The sequence below is a fragment of the Promicromonospora sp. NPDC059942 genome (genome assembly GCF_042731755.1).
GTDB lineage: Bacteria > Actinomycetota > Actinomycetes > Actinomycetales > Cellulomonadaceae > Promicromonospora.
In genome coordinates this window covers 398817-423140 of sequence record NZ_JBHWLR010000002.1, presented here as the reverse complement: position 1 = coordinate 423140, position 24324 = coordinate 398817, and the positions used below count along the sequence as shown (strand labels likewise).

Here is a 24324-nt window from a genome sequence, read left to right as displayed (position 1 = left end):
GTCAGGCTCCCTTGCCGAACGTGGGGTGGTGCGCCGCGCCGAGCGTGATGTGCACGGCCTGCTGGTGGGTGTAGAAGTCGATCGAGCGGTAGCCGCCCTCGTGCCCGAGGCCGGAGGCCTTGACCCCGCCGAACGGCGTGCGCAGGTCGCGCACGTTGTTCGAGTTGAGCCACACCATGCCCGCCTCGATCGCCTGGCTGAAGGTGTGCGCGCGCCGCAGGTCGTTGGTCCACACGTAGGCGGCCAGCCCGTACCGCACGCCGTTGGCCAGCGCGAGCGCCTCCTCGTCGGTGTCGAACGGCGTGATCGCCACGACGGGGCCGAAGATCTCCTCCTGGAAGATCCGGGCCGACGGCGGCACGTCCGCGAAGACGGTCGGCGCCACGTAGTTGCCGGTCGCCAGCCCCTCCGGACGTCCGCCGCCCGCGACGAGGCGGCCCTCGCCCTTGCCGATCTCGACGTAGCTCATCACCTTGGCGAAGTGCTCGGGGTGCACCAGCGCGCCCACCTCGGTGGCCGGGTCCTGCGGGTCGCCCACCACCACGCGCTTCGCCTGGTCGGCGTACCGCTCGACGAACTCGTCGTAGACCGCGCGCTCCACGAGGATGCGGCTGCCCGCGGTGCAGCGCTCGCCGTTCAGGGAGAAGACGCCGAAGATCGTCGCGTCGATCGCGGCGTCCAGGTCGGCGTCGGCGAAGACGACGGCGGGCGACTTGCCGCCCAGCTCCATCGACAGGCCCTTGAGGTACGGCGCGGCGTTGGCGAAGATCGTCTCGCCGGTCCGACTCTCCCCCGTGAACGAGATCAGCGGCACGTCCGGGTGCTTGACCAGCGCGTCGCCCGCCTCCTCGCCCAGGCCGTTGACCAGGTTGAACACGCCCGGCGGCAGCCCCGCCTCCTCGAAGATGCCCGCCCACAGCGATGCCGACAGGGGCGTGAACTCGGCGGGCTTGAGCACCACCGTGTTGCCGGTGGCCAGCGCGGGCCCGAGCTTCCAGGACTCCAGCATGAACGGCGTGTTCCAGGGCGTGATGAGGCCCGCGACGCCGATCGGCTTGCGGTTGACGTAGTTGAGCTGGCGGCCGGGCACCTTGAAGGCGTCGTCCGCCTGCGCCACGACCAGGTCGGCGAAGAACCGGAAGTTCTCCGCAGCCCGCCGGGCCTGGCCCAGCGCCTGCGTGATGGGCAGGCCGGAGTCGAAGCTCTCCAGCTCGGCCAGCCGCGCGTCGCGGGACTCGACGAGGTCGGCGATCCGGTGCAGCACCCGGGAGCGCTCGCGGGGCAGCATCCGGGGCCACGGCCCGTCGGTGAACGCCGTGCGCGCCGCGGCGACGGCGCGGTCGACGTCGGCCGCCTGCCCGGCCGCCGCACGCACGTAGACCTCGTTGGACACCGGGTCGAGCACGTCGAACGTGCCGCCGTCGAGCGAGTCGACGAGCTGGCCGCCGATGTAGTGCTGGATGTGGCCCGGCAGATCGGCGGGCACGTGGCGGGTGGGGTGGTCGGTCACGGTGCCTCCGAGGTTGTTCGCGAGTCGAGGAAGGCCTGCATGGTGGCCCAGCGGTGGTCGCGCGCGGCGATCTCGATCTCGAGCGGGTCCGCCTGGTCGCGGATGAGGTCGAGGATGTGGGCGTGCTCAGCCACGGAGTCGTGCGCCCGGCCGGGCACGAACGCGAACGTGGAGTCGCGCAGCCCGGAGAGCTGGGCCCAGCCGCGGTGCACCATGTCGAGCAGCAGCGCGTTGGGGCACGACTCGAACAGCACCGAGTGGAACTGCCGGTTCAGGGCCGTGAACGCGTGCGGGTCGAAGTGGTCCAGCAGCGAGCGCAGCCGGTCGTTCACCTCGGCGGCCCGGTCGAGGTCGGCGGCCGAGATCGCGGGGGCCGAGAGGCCGGTCGCGGCGCCCTCGACCACGCCGAGGGCCTGCATGGCCTCGACGTACCCGCGCTCGTCGATCATCGCGACGCGCGCCCCGACGTTGCGCTCGAAGGTGACCAGCCCCTCGGCCTCCAGGCGCCGGATGGCCTCACGCACGGGGACGACGCTCATGTCGAGCTCGTCGGCGATGCTGCGCAGCACCAGCCGGTAGCCCGGGCCGAGGTCGCGGCGGCCGATCCGGTCGCGCAGGTAGGCGTAGGCGACCTGGGACTTGCTGATCTCGCCGGCGAACGCGGCCTCGACGGCCGAGCCGGCCCCGCCGTCGAGCGTCATCGGGCGGCCCGCCATTCCTCGTACCGCGCCCGCCAGGTCGCGTCCGGCGGGAACAGCCCGTCGATCGGGTGGCCGGCGGCGACCTGCTGCGCCACCCAGGCGTCCTGCTCCTCCTGGGCGACGGTCGCCGCGGCGACCTCGGCGACCAGGTGCGGCGGGATGACGACGACGCCGTCGGCGTCGCCCACCACGACGTCGCCGGGCAGCACGGTGGCGCCGCCGCAGGCCACGGCGACGTCGGTGTCCCAGGGCACGTGCCGGCGGCCGAGCACCGCGGGGTGCGGCCCGCGGCTGAAGACGGGCAGCCCCGTGGCGGCGACGGCGTCGAAGTCACGCACGCCGCCGTCGGTGACCACGCCGGCGGCCCCGCGCACCTGGGCACGCAGCGCGAGGACGTCGCCGAGCGTGGCCGAGCCGGTCTCGCCGCGCGCCTCGATGACGATCACCTCGCCGGGGCCCACCGTGTCGAAGGTGCGCTTCTGCGCGTTGTACCCGCCGCCGTGGGACGCGAACAGGTCCTCGCGGTTGGGCACGAAGCGCAGGGTGCGCGCGCGGCCCACGAGCGTGGCGCCCGGGAGGTTGGGCCGCACGCCCTCGATGATCACGTTGTCCAGGCCGCGCTTGCGGAGCTGGGCGGAGAGGCCGGCCACGGGCGCCCGGCGCAGCAGGTCGAGCAGCTCGTCGGTGAGCACGAACGGGTCGGGCTCGGGGTCCAGCCCCGCCGCCTCGCGGCTGCCCCAGGCGTCGGCCCGCTGGGCGTCGTCGACCTTCGGGCCGGCGCCGACGTCCGTGAACGGCACCTCGCCCTGCACCACCGTGGTGACCAGCCGGCCGGACGTCGGCGCACCGGGCGCGGTCGGGGCGTCGACCTCGACCTCGACCACGTCGCCGGGCACCACGACGCTCGACCCGGCGGGCGTGCCCGTGAGGATCACGTCGCCCCGCTCCAGCGTGAGGTGCTGGGAGAGGTCGGCCACGATCTGCGCGAACGGGAACAGCAGGGCGTCCGGGCCGGTCGTGTCGTCCTGCACCAGGTCGCCGTTGACCCAGGTGCGCAGCCGCAGCGCCGCAGGATCCACCGTCCGCGCGTCGATCAACCGGGGGCCGAGCGGCGTGTACCCGTCGCGGCCCTTGGAGCGCACGTTGGAGCCCTTGTCGGCCTGGCGCAGGTCGTAGACGCCCAGGTCGTTCGAGGCGGTCACCGCGGTGACGTGCCCCCACGCGTCCTCGACCGCCACGTGCCGGGCGGGCTCGCCGATCACCAGCGCGACCTCGCCCTCGAAGGCGAGCAGCTCGGTGCCCGCGGGCCGCTCCACGACGCCGCCCGTCGCGGCGAGCGAGCTGGCCGGCTTGAGGAAGTAAGAGGGGGCGGCGGGCCGCCGTCCGCGCTGGTCGGCGCGGGACGCGTACGCGAGGTGGACGGCGACGATCTTGCCCGGCCGGCGGTCGAGCGGGCCGTCCTGTGCTTCGGTACCCATGAGCTCCCTTGCTCCCTGGTGCTTCGTATCACAGATCGTATATGGTCTGAACGGGCCCGGCAACGTCGCCGACCACGGGCAGAACGGACGAACGATGCAGTTCCACCACCACGGCTACGTGACCGGAGACCCGCACGTGCAGCCGGCCGCCGGGTACGGGATCGACCGGCCCGCCGAGCTGCCGGACGAGGTCGACGTGCTGATCGTCGGCAGCGGGCCCGCGGGCATGATCGCGGCGGCGCAGCTCGCCCAGTTCCCCGGCATCCGCACGCACGTCGTGGAGCGGCGGGCCGGGCGCCTGGAGATGGGCCAGGCCGACGGCATCCAGGCGCGCAGCGTCGAGACGTTCCAGGCCTTCGGGTTCGCGGAGCGGATCACCGCCGAGGCCTACCGCATCACGGAGATGGCGTTCTGGAAGCCGGACCCCGCGGACCCGCGCAACATCGCGCGCGCGGCCGTGCCGCCCGACGACCCCGACGGGATCAGCGAGTTCCCGCACCTGATCGTCAACCAGGCCCGGGTGCTCGACTACTTCGCCGAGGTGGCGGCCCGCGCGCCCGCGCGCGTGACCCCCGACTACGGCCTGGAGGCCACCGGCCTCACCGTCCCCGAGGCCGCCGGCGAGCCCGTCACCGTGACCCTGCGGCACACGGCCGGGCCCCACGAGGGCAGCAACCGCACCGTCCGCGCCCGGTACGTGATCGGCGCCGACGGAGCGCACTCCGCCGTCCGGCAGGCCATCGGCCGCAAGCCCGTGGGCGACCGGGCCAACCACGCCTGGGGCGTGATGGACGTGCTGGCCGTCACCGATTTCCCGGACGTGCGCACCAAGTGCGCCATCCAGTCGCACGACGGCGGGTCCATCCTGCTCATCCCCCGCGAGGGCGGCTTCCTGGCCCGCTGGTACGTCGACCTCGGCGAGGTGCCGCCGGGCGAGGGCGCCCGCGTCCGCGCCACCACGCTGGACGAGATCATCGCCCGCGCCAACCGCATCCTGCACCCCTACACGCTGGACGTGAAGGACGTGCCCTGGCACAGCGTCTACGAGGTGGGCCACCGCGTCACCGACGGGTTCGACGACGCGCCAGCCGACCTGACCGGCACCCGCACGCCGCGCGTCTTCCTCACCGGCGACGCCTGCCACACGCACAGCGCCAAGGCCGGGCAGGGCATGAACGTGTCCATGCAGGACGGGTGGAACATCGCCTGGAAGCTGGCGCACGTGCTCACCGGCCGCGCGCCCGAGGCGCTGCTCGCCACGTACTCGGCAGAACGCCAGGTCGTGGCCCAGGAGCTCATCGACTTCGACCGGGAGTGGTCCCGCCTCATGGCGACCCGGCCCGAGGACCTGCCCGACCCGACGTACCTCGAGGACTTCTACGTCAAGACGGCCGAGTTCCCGTGCGGGTTCATGACGCAGTACCAGCCGTCCATGATCGTGGCCGACGCCGCGCACCAGGCGCTCGCCACGGGCTTCCCGGTCGGCAAGCGGTTCAAGTCGGCCCCGGTCGAGCGCGTCGCCGAGGGCAACCCCGCCCACCTGGGCCACCACGCCCGCGCCGACGGGCGGTGGCGCGTCTACGCGTTCGCCGACGCCGCCGCGCCCGGTGACCCCTCGGCCCTAAAGGACTGGGCGCACTGGCTGGGCACCGCGCCGGACTCGCCCCTGCTGCGGCACACCCCGGCCGACGGCGACCCGGACGCCGTGCTCGACGTCAAGGTGGTCTACCAGCAGGACCACTTCGCCGTGGAGTTCGCCGACGTGCCCGAGGTGTTCCGGCCGCGGGTCGGCCCGTTCGGGCTGGTCGACCACGAGAAGGTCTACGCGACCGACCCGAGCCACGACATCTTCGACCTGCGCGGCATCGACCGCGGCGGCGCCGTCGTCGTGGTGCGCCCGGACCAGTACGTGGCCGCCGTCCTGCCACTGACCGCGCGCGACGAGCTCGGCGCGTTCCTCGCCGGGGCGCTGCTGCCAAGTAAATCCCGCGGGTGAATTCGTCGTTCAATAGTCGGAAAAATCAAGATTTGCTTTCTTTACAGGTCGATTTCCGGTAGGCATGCGGTCGCCGCGACTTTCCCGTGGCCTTCTGCCCCTGCCGTCGCGCGACCCCGGTCGACGGCCTGATCTGGGAGAAAGCATGAGAACACCGTCACCCCGTGCCTTGCGGTGCACGATGGCCGCGATACCCGTCCTCGCACTCACCGTCGCCGGGCTCGCCGCGACCGGAGGAACGACCACCGCGTCGGCCGCCGGCAGCGGCGCGCCCACCATCGAGAGCTCCGAGCACTACATCAACTACGCGGACGTCGCCGCGCAGCCCGAGATCGACGACGACGTCGAGATCAGGGCCGACGGCAGCACCGTCGTCCACCGGGCCAGGGGGAAGAACGGGGTCGGGGTGGACGCCTCCGTCCAGGCCGCCTCGGACGAGATCGACAAGAAGTACGCCGGCGGCAACCCGACGGCGGCACGCAAGCTGGCGGAGCTCGAGAACGAGGCCGTCGTCACCGGCTCCAGCCCCAGGCACATCAAGCACTCGCGCTACAAGCGTGCCCCGCAGACCCAGGAGGCCAAGCTCCTGACGATCCTGGTCGAGTTCGACGAGAACGCGAACGACGACTTCACCGACCAGATGGTGCCCACCTACTGGGGCTCCTCGGAGTGCATGCCGGGCAACGTCCAGAACGGGCCGCTGCACAACAACATCCCGGACCCGGCCGACGCCTCGCAGCCGGACAACAACTCGATGTGGGTCGCGGACTTCTCGTCCGAGCACTTCAACAAGATGCTCTTCACCGACAGGGGCATCACCCAGCGGGTCCGCACCGACCTCAGGGGGCCGGACGGCAGGCGGGGCATCGACATCTCCGGCTACACCATGAAGAACATGTACGAGGAGATGTCGCGGGGCGCCTACACCGTCTCCGGTGAGGCCACGCCGTGGGTCAAGGTGCCGCACTCCGAGGCGTACTACGGCGCCCAGCGCTGCTTCCTCAACGACGAGGGCGAGTGGGAGGCCGGCGCGTACCAGTCCATGAACGGCCATCCCGACAACCCGCTCGGGGCGGGTCAGCTCCCCATCGACGCCGTGGCGGCGCTCGCCGAGCTGCAGCCCGACTTCCCGTGGGCCGACTACGACATCGAGGACCAGTCCGACCGCGACGACGACGGCAACGTCTACGAGCCGGACGGCGTGATCGACCACGTCGTCCTCGTCCACGCGGGTGAGGACAAGTCGGGCGGCGGTGGCGAGCAGGGCACCTACGCCATCTGGGCCCACTCGTCGGCCGTCGCGGGCGGCGCCGACATCCCGGGCACCGATCTGAAGCTCTCCAACTACATCGTGCAGCCGGAGGACTCCGGCGTCGGCGTGTTCGCCCACGAGTACGGCCACGACCTGGGCCTGCCCGACCTGTACGACACGGGCAGCGGCGGCGACTCCGACGTCGACTTCTGGGACCTGATGAGCTCCGGCTCGCACTCGGGCCCCATCTTCCAGTCGATGCCCACGCACATGGGCATCTGGGACAAGTGGGTGCTGGGCTGGGTGGACCCGGTCGAGGTGAACCCGGGAGACCGCCGGACCACGGTCAAGGTGGGCCAGGCCTCCCGCCCGCTGAAGGGCACCGAGGACGGCGTCAAGATCAACCTGCCGGACAAGGAGATCACGCTGGGCACGCCGCACAGCGGCGAGAACATGTGGTACTCCGGCGCCGACCAGGACTGGGCCGACGCGCGGCTCTCCCGCACCGTCGAGGTCCCGGACGACGCCACGTTCTCCTTCTGGGCCGACTACGTGATCGAGGCCGACTGGGACTACGGCTACGTCGAGGTCTCCACCGACGGTGGCGCCACCTGGGCGGAGCAGAAGGTCTACGACGACGCGGGCGCCGAGGTCACCACCCCGGACGGGTACGCGGACCCGAACGGCCGCATGGCCGACTTCGGCGACAAGCGGTACGGCCTGACCGGCACCAGCGAGGGCTGGGCGCATCTCAACGTGGACCTGTCCGCGTTCGCCGGGACCACGGTCGACGTCCGCCTGCGGTACGCCACGGACGCGGCCTTCCAGGAGCGCGGCTGGTTCTCCGACGACTTCGAGCTCACGAGCGGTGACACGGTCGTGTGGAGCGACGACGTCGAGACGACCGACCCGGGCTGGACCGCCGAGGCGACGACGTTCGTCGACACCACCGGTGCCGGCTGGCAGACCACGTCCGGCTCGTCGGTCCAGGCGCAGTACTACCTGGTCGAGTGGCGCAACCTGGACGGCTTCGACAAGGGTCTGAAGTACGCGTACGACTCCACGTACGCGGCGCCGCAGACCGACGCGTGGAAGGTCGAGAAGGTCGCGTACAACGCGCCCGGCATGCTCGTCTGGTACCGGGACACCACGTACGGCAACGCCAACCTGGTGCTGAGCAACCTCTCCGCGCTCCCGAGCGCGGGGCCGAAGGGCGGCCTGCTGCTGGTGGACAGCCACTTCGACCCGCTGCGCCGCGACGACTCGGCCACGCCGGACACCTCCGCGCTGAAGAACGTCCCGTCCCGCGCGCAGTCGTCGAACGCGGCGTTCGGCCTCCGGCCGACGTACCCGTTCACCGAGTGCATCACGGGTACGGACACCACCAAGGAGTTCTGCACGAAGTTCCGGGCCCAGGCGCCGGTGCGCACGTTCACCGACGACGCCGGCTGGTACCCCGGCCTCGAGCTGAACGACAACGGCGGCCTGTACTACCGCGACAACGACGCGTCGACGGTCGTGCCGTCCGTCGACAACTCGCCCTACACGGTGCGGATGGTCGACGAACGCGGACAGCTCCTGCCGGAGCTGTTCGGGCAGGACTTCGGCATCGGTGCCGTCACGGGCACCGGGGACCCGGAGGACGACGGCGTCGGCTACGGCACCGTGATCCACCTCAAGAAGGCCTTCAAGGACAACACCTCGGCCCTCATCCAGATCACCCCGCCGCTCTCGGGGCGGTGACTCCCGCCGTCCTGAGCCGGTGACCCCGACGTGGGGTCACCGGCTCGGGCCGGCAGATATACTCAAGACCGTCAAGGCGGGCACCACCGACACCACCGCCTGCGCTCGAAAAAGGGGCGCGCGACGGGCCCCTGGCCGGGCCCGCACGGGACACATACGGACCGCACCACTCATCCGTCACTGTTTCCCTGGAGGCCCCGTGCCCACCGTGTCCGCCCATGTCGCCCGTACCGTCGCCCGCCACGTCGACCACGTCTTCGGCGTGATGGGGAACGGCAACGCCTGGTTCCTCGACGCCCTGGAGCGCTCGACCACCGCCCGGTTCACCGCCGTGCGCCACGAGGCCGGCGGCGTGGTCGCCGCCGACGCCCACTTCCGCGCGTCGGGCCGCATCGCCGCCGCCACCGCCACCTACGGCGCGGGCTTCACCAACGCCCTGACCGCGCTCGCCGAGGCCGCCCAGGCCCGCGTGCCGCTGGTGCTCCTGACGGGTGACGAGCCGACGTCGGGCCCCCGCCCGTGGGACGTGGACCAGATCGCGCTGGCGGCCGCCGTCGGCGCGCGCACCTATACGGTGGGCCGCGCGGACGCCGCCGCCACCAGCGTGATCGCCATCGAGCACTCCCTGACCTACCGGGTCCCGGTGGTGCTCGCGATCCCCTACGACGTCGCCGCCCTGGACGCCGGGCCGATCCCCGAGGCGCCCGAGCCCGTGCTGCCGAGGCCGCTCGCCCCCGCCGGGCCCTTCGACGCCGCCGCCCTCACCGACCTCGCCCGCCACCTCTCGGAGGCCGAGCGCCCGCTGCTGCTCGCGGGCCGCGGCGCCTGGCTCGCCGGGGCGGGCGGCGCGCTCGGCGAGCTCGCCGAGGCCACGGGGGCGCTGACGACCACCACGGCGCTCGGCCGCGGGGTCTTCCCCGACGGCCGGTACGACCTCGGCGTCGCGGGCGGCTTCGGCGCCCACGACGCCATGGAGCTGGTGCGCCAGGCCGACGTCGCCGTCGTGCTCGGCGCCTCGCTCAACCAGTTCACGATGCGGTTCGGCGAGCTGTTCGCGCCCGGCACGCGCGTGGTCCAGGTCGACATCGCGCCCGCCGCCACGCACCGGCACGTCGGCGGGTTCGTCCGCGGCGACGCCGCGCTGGTGGCCCGCGCCCTGCTGGACGAGCTGCACGCCCTGGGCGCCAAGCCCTCCGGCTGGCGCGAGACGGTCGACGTCGCCGCGGCCCGCACCTACGAGACCGGCCCCGCCGACGGCATCGCGCCCGACGGGCGCCTCGACCCGCGCACCGTCGCGCACCGCCTCGCCGGCCTGCTGCCGGAAGACCGCGTCGTCGTCTCCGACGGCGGCCACTTCATCGGCTGGGCCAACATGTACTGGCCGGTCGCCGCCCCCGACCGCATGGTCATGGTCGGCACCGCCTACCAATCCATCGGGCTCGGCTTCCCCAGCGTCGCCGGCGCGGCCGCGGCCCGGCCCGACGCCGCCGTCGTGCTCACCACCGGCGACGGCGGCGGGCTCATGGCCCTGGCCGACCTGGAGACGGCCGTGCGCACCGCGCGCGGCCGCGGCCTGGCCGTCGTCTGGAACGACGCCGCCTACGGCGCGGAGGTGCACGTGTACGGGCGGCAGGGCATCACCGAGGAGCCGATGCTCATCCCCGAGGCGGACTTCGCGGCGCTCGCCGGGGCCGTGGGCGCCGAGGGCGTCGTCGTGCGCTCGCTGGCCGACCTGGACCGGGTCGCGGCCTGGGCCGCCGAGCCCGTCGCCGACCGGCGCTTCCTGCTCCTGGACTGCCGCGTGTCGGGGTCCGTCGTCGCGCCGTACCAGGAGGAGATCCTGGCCGCGAACCGCGCCCGCTGACCCCCCTGACCTGAGGAAACGGGACCAAGGTCCCGTCCGGGCGGGGCCCCCGACTCTGCCGCGCGGCAATACCCGGCGAGAGGGTGGAGACAGGCGTCGGAAGAGGTCCGGCGCATCCACCGGGAGGACATCATGAGCTCCGTCAGCCACAACCCCGCCGAGTGGGCGCACGGGTCGGGCGCACGGGAAGCAACGGCCGCCACCACCCACGTCACGAGCGAGGCCGTCGCCCGGTACTCCTTCGCGGGGGTCCGGCTGCTGCTCGCCGTCGAGTTCCTGTGGGCGTTCGGCGACAAGCTCTTCGGCTGGGGCATGGCCACCCCGTCCGACGCCGCCTGGATCAACGGCGGCTCCCCCACCGAGGGGTTCCTCGGCGGCGTCGAGGGCACCTTCGCCGGCTTCTTCAACCCGATGGCCGGCAACCCGGTCGTCGACTGGCTGTTCATGATCGGCCTGCTCGGCATCGGCCTGGCGCTCGCGCTGGGCATCGGCATGCGGATCGCGGCCGGCACCGGCGCGCTGCTCATGCTGCTGATGTGGATGGCCTCGCTGCCCCTCGAGAACAACCCCTTCGTGGACTACCACCTGGTCGACGCGGTCCTGCTCATCGGCCTGGCCGCCTTCCTGGCCGGCGACACCGCCGGCCTCGGCAAGTGGTGGTCGCGCCGCCGCATGGTCGAGCGTTTCCCCGCGCTGCGATGACGGCACACCCCACGGTGCCCGTCCCGGTCGCGACCGGGACGGGCACCGCGGCTACGGTGGGGCACATGGACGTGCGCGTGTTCCTGGTGGACGACCACGAGGTGGTCCGCCGCGGCGTGGCCGACCTGCTGGAGTCCGAGCCGGGCGTCCGCGTCGTGGGCGAGGCCGGGACCGCGCGGGAGGCGCTGGCCCGGGTGCCCGCCGCCGAGCCCGACGTGGTGGTCCTGGACGTCCGGCTGCCCGACGGCGACGGCGTCACCGTCTGCCGGGAGCTGCGCTCGCAGATGCCGGACCTCGCCTGCCTCATGCTCACCTCGTTCGCCGACGACGAGGCCCTCTACGACGCGATCCTCGCCGGGGCCGCCGGCTACGTGCTCAAGCAGGTGCGCGGCACCGACCTGGTCAAGGCCGTGCTGACCGTCGCCGCGGGCGGGTCGATGCTCGACCCCCGCGCCACGGCGCGCGTCATGGAGCGGCTCCGGGCCGACGCCCACCACGAGCCCGACCCGCTGGCCCAGCTCACCGACCAGGAGCGGCGCATCCTCGGCCTGATCGGGCACGGCCTGACCAACCGGCAGATCGGCGGCGAGCTGTTCCTCGCCGAGAAGACCGTCAAGAACTACGTCTCCAGCATCTTCGCCAAGCTGGGCCTCGAACGGCGGGCCCAGGCCGCCGTGCTCGCCGACCGGCTGGAGCACGAGAAGCGCCCCCACCCCTGAGAGCGCCGGGACGGGTCAGGGCTCCGGCGACTCGTCCTGCGACAGCGGCACCCGCCACTCCAGCCGGGTGCCGGTCTGTACGGCCTCCGGGTTCACGGGCGTCACGAGCAGCACGCCGCCCGACTCCGCCGCGCGCCGGGCCAGGTTGAGCAGGCCGCTGCGGGTCGCGCCCTCCGGGATGCCCACGCCGTCGTCGCTCACCGTGAGCACCACGTCCTCCCCCACGGCCAGCCGCACCTCGGCCCGCGACGCGTGCGCGTGCCGGGCGATGTTCGACAGGGCCTCGCGCAGGACGGCGACGACGTGCTCCGCGACGTCGGGCGTCACCAGCGTGTCGACCGCCCCCTCGAACCGCAGCCGGGCCGTGAAGCCGAGCGCCGCCGCCGTCGCGTCGACCTCGGTGATCACCCGGGAGCGCAGCCCCACCCGGCGGGCGCCCGCGCCGGCGGGCTGTTCCCCCGACTGCAGCCGGTAGATCGTGGTGCGCACCAGCGAGATGGTCTCGTCCACGTCGTCGACGGTCCTGCCGAGCTGCGCGGCGATCTCCGGTGACGCGCCCCGGGCCACGCGCTGGAGCGCCAGGCCCGTCGCGTACAGCCGCTGGATGGCCAGGTCGTGCAGGTCGCGCGCGATGCGCTCCCGGTCGCGCAGCAGCGTGACCCGTTCGGCGTCGGCGCGCCCCTCCGCCAACTCCAGCGCGACCGCGGCCTGCGCGGCGAACGCGCCCAGGGCCTCGACCACCACCGACGAGAACGGCATGCGGCCCCGGACGCGGCCCGCGGCCAGGACGCCCCGGGCGCTGCCCGGCTGCCCGAGCGGCCAGACGGCGAGGGGGCCGAGCGGGCCGGGCAGGTCCAGCTCCAGGCTGGCGCGCTCGTCCGCGGTGGCGTCGTCCGTCACCATCATCACGCCCGTGCGCAACGTCAGGGTGGCGAACGTGCCGTCGGCCGCGAGCACCGAACCCACCTGCGCCTCCGCGCCGAGCCCCGCGGCCGACTGCAGCACCAGGCGCCCGGTCATCGGGTCGGGCACGGCCGTCACCGTCACGTCGGCGTCCGCCACCTCTCGTGCCTCGCTGGCGATCAGGGTCAGCACGTCGTGCGGCGACGACCCGGCCAGGACGTGGCGCGAGATCCGGTCGTTCGCCCGCGCCCACCGTTCGCGCAGCCGCGCCACGTCGTAGAGCCGGGCGTTCTCCACCGCCACGCTCGCCGAGGCCGCGAGCGCCTCCAGCACCCGCTCGTCCTCGGCCGTGAACTCGCCCCCGCCGCGCTTGTCCGTGAGGTAGAGGTTGCCGAACGGGGAGCCGTGCACCCGCAGCGGCATGCCGACGAAGGTGCGCATCGGCGGGTGGTGGGCGGGGAACCCGACGGACGCGACGTGCGCCGACAGGTCCTGCAGCCGCAGCGGCACGGGGTGGCGGATCATCTCGCCGAGCACGCCGCGGCCCGTGGGGTACGGGCCGATGGCCGCCACCTCGTCGTCGGTCATGCCGACCGTGAGGAACCTGGCGATCCGGTTGTCGGCGCCCAGCAGGCCGAGGGCGCCGTACCGGGCGTCGACGAGGTCGACGGCGGCCTCGACGATCCGGTGCAGCACGGTCTCGAGGTCCAGGCCGCGGCTGACCCCGACGACCGCCTCGAGCAGCACGTCGGTGCGGTCTCGCGGAGCGCTCACCGGGTCCATCGGTACCTCCTGCAGCCACGCTAGCGCGCGGGCGGGCGGCACGGCGCGCGGGACCTTCGTCCCGGACGGCGGGGCCTGGTGGCACTGCCGGGCAGGGCCTGGGGCTGATGTGCTGGTGGTGAGCACAGGAAGTGCGAGAGCAAGGAGCCCGATCATGAGCATCACCTGGTACCGGGGCATCGTCGTCGGCGTCGACGGGTCGGGCGAGAGCCTGTCCGCGCTCGACTGGGCGGCGCACGCCGCCGACGTGCACGAGGCGCGCCTGACGGTGGTGGCGACCCATGCCACGCCGCCCGCACCCGTGCCCGGGTTGGGCGACCCGGTCCGGGACACGCGCGACGAGGCCCGGCGGGCCGCGGAGGCGGCACGTACCCGGCTCGGCGGACGCCGGCCGGGCGGCCGCGACGTCGAGGTGGTGGTGCTGCCCGGCACCGCGGCGCACGTGCTGAGCCAGCGGTCGCGCACCTGCGACCTCGTCGTGGTGGGCCGCCGGGGGCTGGACGCGTTCGACCGGATGCTGCTCGGCTCCACGTCGTCGGCGCTCGCGGCGTCGTCCCCGGGGGCCGTCGTGGTGGTCCCCGTGGGCGCGACGACGGGCGACCCCCGCCGGATCCGCGTGGGCATCGCCCGGGACGACGAGCCGGACGTCCTGGGGGCGGCGTTCGCCGAGGCGGCCACGCGCGGCTGCCCGCTGGAGGTGGTGCACGTGACGGGCACCGACCCGATCAGCTCGGCGCTGTACCAGGCGGACCCCGTCGCCGCGACGTGGCACGAGGCGGCCCGCGCCGAGGTGGCCGACCAGGTGGCCCGGTGGGCGGAGAAGTACCCGCAGGTCACGTGCACGACGGCGATCCTGCGCGGCGACCCGGCGGGCGTGCTGCTGGAGGACCTGGCCCCGGACGACCTGGTCGTCGTCGGCGGGCGCCGGCACCCCACGGTGCTGGGCCGCATGCTGCGCAGCGTGCCCGACGCCGTGCTGCGGGGCGCGCCGTGCCCGGTCCTGGTGGTGCACGCCCCCGCGACGGTGTGACCGGGCCGGGCCGGGCGGCAGCCGGAGAAGCGCACGTTTGCGGGAGGTCTTGTCACGGGCTACCGGATCGGCGCGAACCGGACGTAGCGTCAGCACCGTGAGAGCACGAGCTGGGGCCGTCGTCTGCGCGGCCGCGTTGCTGTTGACCGCCTGCGGCCCGGGCGGCAGGACGCTGCCCGAGGCGCTGGAGCTGGAGCTGGAGCTGGACTACCCGCCCGCGCCGGCGCAGCGGGTTCCCGCCACCTCCGCCGAGGGCGGGAGCGACGCCGTCCCGATCGCCGACCTGGCCGACCCGGGCTGGCTGCGCGACACCGCGGAGCGCACCGGGATCCCGCGGCGGGCGCTGGCCGCCTACGCCGGGGCGTCGCTCCGGCTGGCCGAGACCCTCCCGGAGTGCGGCCTCGGGTGGAACACGCTCGCGGGCATCGGCGCCGTGGAGTCGATCCACGGCAGCTACCTCGGGGCGAGCACGGACGCCGACGGGCTGGTGAGCCCGCCGATCATCGGCATCGCGCTGGACGGCAGCGAGGGGGTCATGGAGATCCTCGACACCGACGAGGGCGAGCTCGACGGCGACGTGCGGTGGGACCGCGCCGTCGGCCCGATGCAGTTCATCCCCACCACCTGGGGCGACTACGCGCAGGACGGGAACCTGGACGGCCGGGCCGACCCGCACCAGATCGACGACGCGGTGCTGACGGCGGCGCACTACCTGTGCGAGAGCGGCGGCGACCTGACCACCGACGACGGCTGGACGGCCGCGCTGGCCGCCTACAACCGCTCGGTGTCCTACGCCCACGACGTGGCGGACCTCGCCACGTCGTACGGCGCGGAGCCGGGCGTCACCACGGAGCCCGGCGCCTAGCGGCTCGCTGCGGGCGGCAGGTCGCGGCCGATCAGGCGGACGATCGCCAGCTCCGTGGCCCGCGTCATGTCGACCGAGCCGGGCTCCAGCAGCCACTGGAGCTGCAGGCCGTCCATCGTCGCCACGATCACGCGGGCGGTCGTCGCGGTGTCGACGTCGGCCGCGATCTCGTCCCGGTCCCGGGCCTCGTCGAGCGCCTCGACGACGAGGGCGAGCAGCCCCTGGTACCGGTCGCGGAAGTAGTCCTGCGCGGGGTGCTCGGCCGTCACGCTCTCCGCGGCGAGCACGGTGTAGAGCCGCACGATCCCCTCGCGCTCGGTGTTGCGGCGCGTGGTCTCCACGAGGTGCCGCAGGAACGCCAGGCCGCGGGGGCGCTCGCTGCCGAGCTCCTCGATGTCGGTCGAGTCGCGCAGGTCGAGCACGCCGGTGAGCAGCCCGGCCTTGGACGAGAAGTAGTGCAGCACGCCCGCCTGGGTGAGCCCGACCCGCGCCGAGATCTCCGCGAGCGACGCGCTCTGGTACCCGCGCTCCGCGAACGTCTCCATGGCGATGCGCAGGATCTCCGCCCGGCGCTCCGCGGGCGGACGCCGCGTCCTGGCGCCCCCGGCTTCTCGTGTCATCCGAGGGAGTCTACGGGTACGTGGATCCACTACCTACCGAGTGCTTGGTAGGTAGGAGTAGGGTGGCGCCCACATTCCACCCACCGAGGGAGTCGCAATGACGCGCACCACCCGCACCGGGCACCTCCGGACGGCGCTCGCCACGCTGAGCGTGCTGGCCGTCGCAGCCGTCGGCGTCGGGCCGGCCGTGAGCTCGGCCGCCGCCGCCCCGACCACCGCGCACGTCTGGGTCACCACCGCCGACGGCACCCGCAGGCTGGCCGACGGCGGCAGCCTCGCGTTCGGCACCGGCCCGCAGGCCACCGACATCCGGGTCAGCCCGGACCAGGTGTCACAGCGCTTCACCGGCGCCGGCGCGTCGGTGACCGAGGCGTCCGCCGCGCTGATCAGCGGCCTGCCGGCCGGCACCCGCGACACGCTGCTGCGGTCGCTGTTCTCGCGCAGCGGCGACGGCATCGGGCTGAACTACCTGCGCCAGCCGCTGGGCAGCACCGACTTCAACTCCGGCGGCTTCTACACCTACGAGGACACGCCCGGGCAGTTCAGCATCGCCCGCGACCAGCAGCAGATCCTGCCCGTGCTGCGGCAGGCCCTGGCGATCAACCCGAACATCCGGTTCATGGGCAGCCCCTGGTCCCCGCCCGCGTGGATGAAGTCGGGCAATTCGCTGAACGGCGGCAGCCTGCGCGCCGAGAACTACGACGAGTACGCCGACTACCTGGTGCGCACGATCCAGGCCTACGCGCAGCAGGGCGTGACGCTCAGCGACCTCACGGTGGCGAACGAGCCGCTGTTCGCCACGAGCTACCCCTCGCTGAGCATGTCCGCGGCCGAGCAGGCGCAGTTCCTGCGGGTGCTCGACGCCCGGCTGACCAGCGCCGGGCTGGGCACCCAGATCTTCGCCTACGACCACAACTGGGACCGGCCCGACTACCCGCTGGAGGTCTTCTCGGGCACCCAGGGCGTCTCGCGCGTCGTCGGCGCCGCGTTCCACTGCTACGGCGGCTCCCCCGAGGCGCAGGCCCAGGTGGTCGCGGCGGGCAAGCGCGTGTACTTCACCGAGTGCTCCGGCACCGACAGCGACAACGCGGCGAACACCTTCGGGGACACCCTGGTCTGGCACGCGGAGAACCTCGTGGTGCGCAACATGCGCAACGGCGGGGAGACGACGATCAACTGGAACCTCGCGCTCGACCAGAACGGCGGCCCGCACCAGGGGCACTGCGGCACCCGCTGCAACGGCGTCGTCCAGATCGCCGGGAGCACCGTGACCCGCAACGCCGAGTTCTACGTGCTGGGACACCTCACCAAGTTCATCGACGCCGGCGCGCGCCGCATCGGCTCCACCAGCGAGCAGTCCGGCGGGCTGCAGAACGTCGTCTACCAGAACCCGGACGGCACCCGCGTGGCGTACGTGGTGAACGCCTCCTCCGGCAGCCGCACGTTCTCCATCACGGACGAGGGCCGCTCCCTGACCCACACCCTGCCCGGCCGGGCAGTGGCCACGTACACGTGGGACCCGCAGTCGACCACCACCCCGGCCGACCCGGACCCGGCCTCCTGGTACCAGGTCGCCTCGTCGGCGAGCGGCAGGTGCCTCGACGCCGCCGACTGGGGCACCGCCGACGGCACCGGCCTGCAGCAGTGGGCCTGCGGCGCCGCCGCGCAGGCGAACCAGCGCTGGCGCTTCACGCCGACCACGGACGGGTACTACCAGGTGGCCAACCAGCACGCCGGCAAGGTCTGGGACGTGGCCGGCGGTCCGGGCGCGGTGGCGGCCGGCACGGCGGTGCACCTGTGGTCGTACGTGGGCGGCACCAACCAGCAGTGGCGGCCGACGACGGCGGGCGGCGGCGTCACCTTCACCGCCCGGCACAGCGGCGCGTGCCTGACGCTCGGCTCCGCGACCGGGGCCGACGGGACCCGGTTCACGCAGCAACCGTGCACCGGGTCGGCGGCGCAGACCTTCCGGCTGACGCGGGTCGGCTGAGCCGCCGCCGTCCGACCGCCCGGGCGGGGGCCTCGCTAGGCCGAGGCTCCCGCCCGGGCGACCGCGCGCACGCGGACGACGGCGGTCACGCCGAGCACGGCCACGGCGGCCGCGAGCGCCGCGGCGGCGGTCGGGGCCGAGTACGGCGTGCCGTCCCACCGCTCGACGGCGATCCAGGACAGGCCCCACGCGATGGCCAGGGCCACCGCCACGGGACCGTTCCCCCGCACGGCCAGGACGACGCCGATCACGCCGACCACCGCGAGGACGCCGACGGCCCACCAGTCCGCGGCGAGTCCCGCGCCGTCGAACCCGGCGCTGGTCAGCGCCGCGGCGATGTTGGCGGCCGTGGCCACGCAGACCCAGCCGAGGTAGATGCCGAGCACGCCGTCGACCAGCACCCGGTCGACCACCCCGTGCGCGCGGGTACGGAGCAGGATCAGGAAGACCCGGACGAGCAGCGTGAGCAGCGCCGCGATGACGAGCACGCTCACCCAGAGCCACCCGGCCTGGACCACCAGGATCCACGCCGCGTTCAGCAGCATGGTCCCGGCGACCGGCAGACGCAGGCGCCGCTGCCGCGCCTGTGCCTCGGCCGTCGGGGCCGGGAACCACTGGAGCGCCGTGTACCCGGCGAGCCCGACGTAGACCACGGTCCACACCGAGAACGCGGCGGACGCCGGCGCGAGCAGCGTGGCGTCCGTGTCCAGCGCTCCCCCGGCCGCCGCGTTGACGGACGTGCCACCGAACACGCCGACACCGATCATGGAACCGATGACGCAGACCACGAAGCTGACGGTGACGACGATCTGCTGCAACCGGTCGCGCGATGTGTCGCGCGGTGCGCCCTGTGCCATGGAGGCCTCCTCGGGAAGGGCCGGGCGGCCCCCCGTACCTGCCCCAGCAGGCAACCGCCCGGCGAATATGCCTAGCCTATCTAGTAAATCGCTCGGCTTCCTGTTTTGCGGAAAGGTTGGTGTCGTCCCATGTCCCACGTCCTCGTGACCGGAGCCACCGGGTACATCGGGGGGCGGCTCGTGCCCGAGCTGCTCGCCGCCGGGCACGACGTGCGCGTGCTCGCGCGCCACCCCGAGCGGATCGCCTCGCGCGAGTGGTCCGGCGACGTCGAGGTGGTCGAGGGCGACGCCACCTCCCGCGGCGACCTGCGCCGGGCGCTCGACGGCGTCGACGTCGCCTACTACCTGATCCACGCCCTCGGGGCCGGCCCCGGGTTCGCCGAGCGTGACCGCGCCACGGCCCGCGGCTTCGCGGTCGTGGCCCGGGAGGTCGGCGTCGGCCGCGTCGTCTATCTGGGCGGCCTCTACCCCGAGGGCGAACGGCTCTCGCCCCACCTGGAGTCGCGCCGCGAGGTCGAGGAGATCCTGCTCGACGGCGGGGCGCCGACGATCGTGCTGCGCGCCGCCGTGATCCTCGGTTCCGGCAGCGCGTCGTTCGAGATGATGCGCTACCTCACCGAACGGCTCCCGGCCATGGTCGCGCCGCGCTGGATCAACAACCGCATCCAGCCCATCGCGGTGCGCGACGTGCTGCGCTACCTGGTCGGCGCCGCCGAGATCCCGGCGGACGTCAGCCGCGGCTTCGACATCGGCGGTCCCGACGTGCTCACCTACCGCGAGATGATGCAGCGCTACGCCGCCGTCGCCGGCCTGCGCCCGCGGGTGATCCGCGCCGTCCCCGTGCTGACGCCGCGGCTGGCCAGCCTCTGGGTGGGCCTGGTGACACCCGTGCCGCCGGGCATCGCGAAGCCCCTGGTGGGGTCGCTCGTGCACGAGGTCGTGGCCCAGGAGGACGACATCAAGCAGTACGTGCCCGACCCGCCCGAGGGGCTGACCGGCTTCGACCGGGCGGTGGGGCTCGCCCTGGCGCGGATCCGGGACCTCGACGTGCGCACGAGCTGGGTGTCCGCCTCGACCCCCGGCGCGCCGTCCGACCCCCTGCCCGACGACCCGGACTGGGCCGGCGGGAGCCTGCTGGTGGACGACCGGTCGAGCGTGGTGGACACGACGAGCGAGGCCCTGTGGACCGTGATCGAGGGCATCGGCGGCGCCCACGGCTGGTACTCCTGGCGCCTGGGCTGGGTGGCGCGCGGCGCCATGGACCGGCTCTTCGGCGGGCCCGGCCTGCGGCGCGGTCGCCGGCACCCGCACCGCCTCGCGCCCGGCGACGCGCTCGACTGGTGGCGGGTGGAGAAGATCGTCCCCGGCCGGCTGCTGCGGCTGCGCGCCGAGATGCGCCTGCCCGGGCTGGCCTGGCTGGAGCTGTCCGTCGAGGACGAGGCCGCCGAGCGGCCGACGTTCCGCCAGCGCGCGATCTTCCTGCCGCACGGGCTGCCCGGGCAGCTCTACTGGTGGGCCATCAGCCCGTTCCACGGCATCGTGTTCGGCGGTATGCAGCGCAACATCGCCCGGGCGGCGGCCCACGCCGCCGCCGGCGACGGGCGACCAGCCGACTGACTCGGCGATGGGGGTTCGCCGAGTCAGTGGGTTGGTGTGCACCAGCCGACTGACTCGGCGATCGGGGTTCGCCGAGTCAGCTTGCCGGTTCGGCTTGCTCCGGGGCCGCGCGGGAGCGACGGCGCCGGCCGCCGAGCCGCGACGTGCCGCCCGGCACGCTCGCGTCCCAGGCCCGGGCGATGCCGAGGTGGCGCAGGCGGCCGTCGGTCACGGTGACGCCGTCGGGCCCGATCCAGTGCTCGACGCCGAACCGCTCGTCGGTCGCGGCGTCCCAGCGGCGCATGAAGGGCGTGCCGTTGTCCGTGATGACGACCGACCCGTACGTGCCGGGCAGCGGCTCGGCCGGCAGGTGGATCACCGTGTACACGCCCGCGAGGTCGGACGGGCCGACGGACGACACGCTGTACCAGTTGCCGTCCCGATCCCGTTGGATGGCGTAACCGCTCGCGTCCAGGGCGATGCTGAGGTGCGGCAGGTCGGCGTCGAGGAGCTCCTGGCTGTTCTGGTAGACGGTGCCGACCTGGGCTGCCTGGGTCATCGCGCGGGTCTCCTTGACGTCGGATCGGGGATATTCACCCATCCAAGCGGATTAGTCGCGTTTTGGCTGGTCCAAGGGGCAGCTCAGGGCCGACGGATCAGCCGATCAGCCGGAAGATCGGGAAGGCGCGGCCCTCCGCCGTCCGCTCGTAGGCCGCGAAGCCGCTCGAGGACGCCTTGAAGCGCGCCCACATCGCGTCGCGCTCCTCGCCCGCCAACTCCTCGACCTTGACCCGGACGGTCACGACCGGCTCGCCCGGCACCTCGATGTCGACCTCCTCGGCGCGCCGCAGCCCGTAGACCCACGCCGGGTTCCTGGGCGAACCGCCGGCGCTCCCGACCACGTAGCGGACGCCGTCGTCCTGGATCGCGGCGAGCGGCGCGATCCGCACGCTCCCGTCCTTCCTCGGCACGTGCACGAGCACGAGCCCCTTGCCGAACCGCACGGGCTCGGTAACCTCGCCGCCGTTGGCGCGGAAGGCTTCGACGATCTGCTGGTTGAAGTCCATTCCGCGGCAACGCCGACAGGGCCGACGACATTCCGCCAGGCGCGGTCCCGGACCAGGTCAGCCCGCGTCGAACCGCTCCTCGCCCTCCAGGTCCGGGTTGTCCTCGGGGTCCTCGCCCGGGACCGCCTCGCCCGCCGGGTCCTCGCCCGGGATCGCGGTGTCCGCGGCGCCCGCCGCCTCGGCCTTGAGGCGGTCGGCGTCCTCCTTCGACACCTCGACGTGGTCCCGACGCTCCGGACCGCCGTCCGCCGCCGTGCTCTGGTGCTCGCCCTCGCTCATGCCGGCTCCTTCCACGACCCGCCAGATGCCCGGCCGGACGCGGCGCGCCCGGCCGGTTCTCGACGCTACGGCAGCCCCCGCGCACTCGCACCCACGAGCCCGCACGGCCGCCGGCGAAAGTCGGGGTTGCGTAACGATATATCTTTGATCTATCTTTAGAGCGTCGGTAGAGCGGAGACGTTCCCGATCGGCGGGTCTGACGAGACGCCGTAGTGCGCGATCGCGCACCGCCTCGCCCCGCCGCGACACGTAGGAGACACACCATGCGTACCCATGACGACAACCCCCAGAACTCCGGACGACGCGGCCGCGGCCGTGACTTCCTGCCCTCGTTCGAGGGCGCCCGGTTCGGCGGCCGGATGTTCGGCAGCCCCCGGTTCGACGGCGCCGGGTTCGGCCCGGGCTTCGGCCCCGCGCTCGCGATGGCCGGCGGGCCCGGCCTGCCGGACGACCGCGACTACGACGACGCCGACGAGCGTCCCGCCCGGGGCCGGCGCGGTTTCGGTCCCGGCAGCTTCGGCCCCGGCGGTCCCGGTGGCTTCGGCCCCCGCGGCCCGCACGGCGGTCACCACGAGGGCGGACGGCGCGGCCCTCGCGGCCCGCGCCGCGCCGGCCGCGGCGAGATCCGCGCCGCGATCCTGCTGCTCCTGGCGGAGCAGCCGATGCACGGCTACCAGATCATCAGCGAGCTGGCGGAGCGGACGGACGGCCGCTGGCGCCCCAGCGCCGGCGCGGTCTACCCCGCGCTGTCCCTGCTCGCCGACGAGGGCCTCGTGGTCCTCACCGAGGACCGTGGCCGCAAGCTCGCCACGCTGACCGACGAGGGCACCGCCTACGTCGAGCAGCACAAGGACGAGCTCGGCACCCCCTGGGAGCAGGTCGGCCACGGTCACGGCCGCCAGCTGCGGCACGAGCTGCGCGCGCTGGCCGACGCCGTCGAGCAGGTCGCCCGCACCGGCACCGCCGAGCAGGTGGCCACCGTCACCGCGGTGCTCGACAAGGCCCGCCGCGAGGTCTACCTGACCCTCGCCGGCGAGGCGCCCACCCAGGACCGCTGACCCCTGATCAACCACGGGCGGCACCGCGCGACAGCGTGGTGCCGCCCGTTCTCGCGCGCCGGGGTAAACGCCTCGTGAACTACCCCGGCCCGGAGAGCGGTTATGCAGCACTCTTGACAGAATGTCCGCATGACCGCACTTGAGGCCATCCTCGACGACTACCTGCTGAGGTCGGAGTCGGAGACCGACCGGGACGAGAAGTTCGAGGAATTGATGAAGGCATTCCTGCGCTCGGACGCCGAGTGGGCCGCCGCCTTCGACACGGTGTGGTCATGGGGCGAATGGCCCGGCCACGAGGGCCCGGGCAACGGGATCAGCCTGGTCGCGCGGGAGCAGGACACCGAGAACCTGGTGGCCGTGCAGTGCGCTTTCCACGACCCGGCACAGCCTTTGTCGAGGCCGGACGTCGCCGCATTTCTTTCGGCGTCGAACAAGGCCCCGTTCACGACCCGGCTCGTGGTCGCGACGACCGATACCTGGGACAAAGAGCTGGAGGATCTGGTCCAGGACGAAGAGATACCCGTCCGCCGCATCGGGCTGACCAGGATGCTGGACTCGTCCGTCGACTGGGCCCGGTTCGGACCGGCGGCCGTGGCGGCCGGATAGCCCCGGAACCACCACCGATCGACCCCGATCGAACCCCGGCGAAGCACCCCCCATGTATCGCTCCGCACGCAGGGTGAAAACTGATCAGGATTCCATGCTTTTGCATGGAAATTCCACCCGGCACTCCGCGAGGAGAAACCCGGGCAATGCTATGTGAAGGAGCGATATGCCACTCACCACCGCCGCACCCGACAGCGATCTCCTGACTCCTGTCTGCCGCGCCTACGGCGAGGGAGTCGCCGACGGCTGGTACGCCCGGAAAGGCGGGGGCGGCGGGGACTACGCGGCCGTCGTCGACCGGCCGGCCCTGCCCGGGACCCTGGAGACCGCCGAGGTCCGCATCTGCCGCGGGGCCGCGGTCGACCTCACGGACCGGTGGGCGTTCTTCGACGACCTCGCCCCCGCGACGGCGTTCGTGCGCGCAGGCCGGCTGTCCAACCTGATGCCGTCGTGGGACCTCTTCGAGGCCGCCGAGGTCCGGGCGTACTGCCCCGAGCACCACCGCGAGGAGGCGGCCCTGCTCCTGGGGCGCCAGGTGCACGAACGGTCCGAGCTGCGCGAGCTCGTCGCCCGGTTCGTCACGTCGTTCACCGCGAGCGCACCAGCGTGGTGGGGCTGGAAGGAGGGGTTGTTGAGTCGAACCGCATTTTTCGCCCGCATACCCGCACTCGCCACAGAGACGGTAGGGTGCTCCCCCCAGGGTAT

Annotated in this window: 21 protein-coding genes; 12 read left to right on the top strand and 9 right to left on the bottom strand. The window is 73.4% G+C overall.

The window, feature by feature from the left end:
• Position 1 precedes the first annotated feature (1 nt).
• From hpaE to ACFV9Q_RS04375, 3 genes are read right to left on the bottom strand one after another with little or no spacing between them, the layout of a single operon-like run.
• Positions 2-1510, bottom strand: a complete 1509-nt coding sequence (gene hpaE, locus ACFV9Q_RS04385; RefSeq protein WP_377233329.1) for a 5-carboxymethyl-2-hydroxymuconate semialdehyde dehydrogenase — start codon at positions 1508-1510, stop codon at positions 2-4.
• Entirely contained in the window at positions 1507-2211 is a 705-nt protein-coding gene (locus ACFV9Q_RS04380; protein ID WP_377233328.1) for a GntR family transcriptional regulator, read from the bottom strand. Before ACFV9Q_RS04380 ends, hpaE begins: the two co-directional genes overlap by 4 nt.
• Positions 2208-3689 carry a fumarylacetoacetate hydrolase family protein gene (locus tag ACFV9Q_RS04375; protein ID WP_377233327.1) on the bottom strand — a complete coding sequence of 494 codons (1482 nt, stop codon included), beginning with the start codon at positions 3687-3689 and terminating at the stop codon, positions 2208-2210. The genes ACFV9Q_RS04380 and ACFV9Q_RS04375 overlap by 4 nt, the downstream gene beginning before the upstream one ends.
• Before the next feature lie 94 nt (positions 3690-3783).
• Here ACFV9Q_RS04375 and ACFV9Q_RS04370 point away from each other — a divergent pair, with 94 nt between their 5' ends.
• The 5 genes from ACFV9Q_RS04370 (at position 3784) to ACFV9Q_RS04350 (ending at position 11965) form a co-directional block, all read left to right on the top strand.
• A complete protein-coding gene (locus tag ACFV9Q_RS04370; protein ID WP_377233326.1) occupies positions 3784-5685 on the top strand; it encodes an FAD-binding monooxygenase in 1902 nt (633 codons plus the stop codon).
• Between the two features lie 181 nt (positions 5686-5866).
• The gene (locus ACFV9Q_RS04365; protein WP_377233325.1) at positions 5867-8680 is read left to right on the top strand and encodes an immune inhibitor A domain-containing protein; all 2814 of its coding nucleotides are present in this window, start codon (positions 5867-5869) and stop codon (positions 8678-8680) included.
• A gap of 199 nt (positions 8681-8879) precedes the next feature.
• Entirely contained in the window at positions 8880-10544 is a 1665-nt protein-coding gene (locus tag ACFV9Q_RS04360) for a thiamine pyrophosphate-binding protein (RefSeq protein ID WP_377233324.1), read from the top strand.
• A gap of 132 nt (positions 10545-10676) precedes the next feature.
• A complete protein-coding gene (locus tag ACFV9Q_RS04355) occupies positions 10677-11246 on the top strand; it encodes a hypothetical protein (protein ID WP_377233323.1) in 570 nt (189 codons plus the stop codon).
• A gap of 65 nt (positions 11247-11311) precedes the next feature.
• On the top strand, positions 11312-11965 hold the full coding sequence (locus ACFV9Q_RS04350; protein ID WP_377233451.1) for a response regulator: 654 nt from the start codon (positions 11312-11314) through the stop codon (positions 11963-11965).
• Between the two features lie 15 nt (positions 11966-11980).
• Here the strand turns inward: ACFV9Q_RS04350 and ACFV9Q_RS04345 are convergent, their stop codons facing one another.
• Entirely contained in the window at positions 11981-13651 is a 1671-nt protein-coding gene (locus ACFV9Q_RS04345) for a GAF domain-containing protein (RefSeq protein ID WP_377233322.1), read from the bottom strand.
• Between the two features lie 154 nt (positions 13652-13805).
• Between ACFV9Q_RS04345 and ACFV9Q_RS04340 the strand changes: the two genes are divergently transcribed.
• Together ACFV9Q_RS04340 and ACFV9Q_RS04335 are read left to right on the top strand one after the other, a co-directional pair.
• Positions 13806-14681 (top strand): universal stress protein, encoded by an 876-nt coding sequence (locus ACFV9Q_RS04340; RefSeq protein ID WP_377231987.1) that lies wholly within the window; start codon positions 13806-13808, stop codon positions 14679-14681.
• Positions 14682-14778: 97 nt separating this feature from the next.
• Positions 14779-15546, top strand: coding sequence for a lytic transglycosylase domain-containing protein (locus tag ACFV9Q_RS04335; protein ID WP_377233321.1), 768 nt, complete (start codon positions 14779-14781; stop codon positions 15544-15546).
• Here ACFV9Q_RS04335 and ACFV9Q_RS04330 read toward each other — a convergent pair.
• On the bottom strand, positions 15543-16166 hold the full coding sequence (locus ACFV9Q_RS04330; RefSeq protein WP_377233320.1) for a TetR family transcriptional regulator: 624 nt from the start codon (positions 16164-16166) through the stop codon (positions 15543-15545). The two genes, ACFV9Q_RS04335 and ACFV9Q_RS04330, sit on opposite strands and share 4 nt — an antisense overlap.
• Before the next feature lie 97 nt (positions 16167-16263).
• On the opposite strand from ACFV9Q_RS04330, the gene ACFV9Q_RS04325 reads away from it, so the two are divergent.
• Positions 16264-18156: an RICIN domain-containing protein gene (locus ACFV9Q_RS04325; RefSeq protein ID WP_377233319.1), complete on the top strand. Its 1893-nt coding sequence runs from the start codon at positions 16264-16266 to the stop codon at positions 18154-18156.
• Positions 18157-18191: 35 nt separating this feature from the next.
• Here the strand turns inward: ACFV9Q_RS04325 and ACFV9Q_RS04320 are convergent, their stop codons facing one another.
• Positions 18192-19013 (bottom strand): tryptophan-rich sensory protein, encoded by an 822-nt coding sequence (locus ACFV9Q_RS04320; RefSeq protein ID WP_377233318.1) that lies wholly within the window; start codon positions 19011-19013, stop codon positions 18192-18194.
• Positions 19014-19142: 129 nt separating this feature from the next.
• On the opposite strand from ACFV9Q_RS04320, the gene ACFV9Q_RS04315 reads away from it, so the two are divergent.
• Positions 19143-20630, top strand: a complete 1488-nt coding sequence (locus tag ACFV9Q_RS04315; protein ID WP_377233317.1) for an SDR family oxidoreductase — start codon at positions 19143-19145, stop codon at positions 20628-20630.
• A 76-nt stretch (positions 20631-20706) separates the two neighbouring features.
• On the opposite strand, the gene ACFV9Q_RS04310 is transcribed toward ACFV9Q_RS04315, so the two are convergent.
• The 3 genes from ACFV9Q_RS04310 to ACFV9Q_RS04300 all read right to left on the bottom strand — a co-directional run bounded on the left by ACFV9Q_RS04310 (position 20707) and on the right by ACFV9Q_RS04300 (position 21955).
• Positions 20707-21168: a hypothetical protein gene (locus tag ACFV9Q_RS04310; RefSeq protein ID WP_377233316.1), complete on the bottom strand. Its 462-nt coding sequence runs from the start codon at positions 21166-21168 to the stop codon at positions 20707-20709.
• A 97-nt stretch (positions 21169-21265) separates the two neighbouring features.
• Complete coding sequence (locus ACFV9Q_RS04305; RefSeq protein WP_377233315.1) at positions 21266-21676, bottom strand: nitroreductase family deazaflavin-dependent oxidoreductase; 411 nt, start codon at positions 21674-21676, stop codon at positions 21266-21268.
• 57 nt (positions 21677-21733) lie between these two features.
• Complete coding sequence (locus ACFV9Q_RS04300; protein WP_377233314.1) at positions 21734-21955, bottom strand: hypothetical protein; 222 nt, start codon at positions 21953-21955, stop codon at positions 21734-21736.
• Between the two features lie 263 nt (positions 21956-22218).
• Between ACFV9Q_RS04300 and ACFV9Q_RS04295 the strand changes: the two genes are divergently transcribed.
• From ACFV9Q_RS04295 to ACFV9Q_RS04285, 3 genes are all read left to right on the top strand, one after another.
• On the top strand, positions 22219-23013 hold the full coding sequence (locus ACFV9Q_RS04295; RefSeq protein WP_377233313.1) for a PadR family transcriptional regulator: 795 nt from the start codon (positions 22219-22221) through the stop codon (positions 23011-23013).
• Positions 23014-23142: 129 nt separating this feature from the next.
• Positions 23143-23619 (top strand): hypothetical protein, encoded by a 477-nt coding sequence (locus ACFV9Q_RS04290; RefSeq protein ID WP_377233312.1) that lies wholly within the window; start codon positions 23143-23145, stop codon positions 23617-23619.
• A gap of 166 nt (positions 23620-23785) precedes the next feature.
• Positions 23786-24324 (top strand): hypothetical protein (locus tag ACFV9Q_RS04285; protein ID WP_377233311.1); only part of this gene is annotated, 539 nt, incomplete at its 3' end.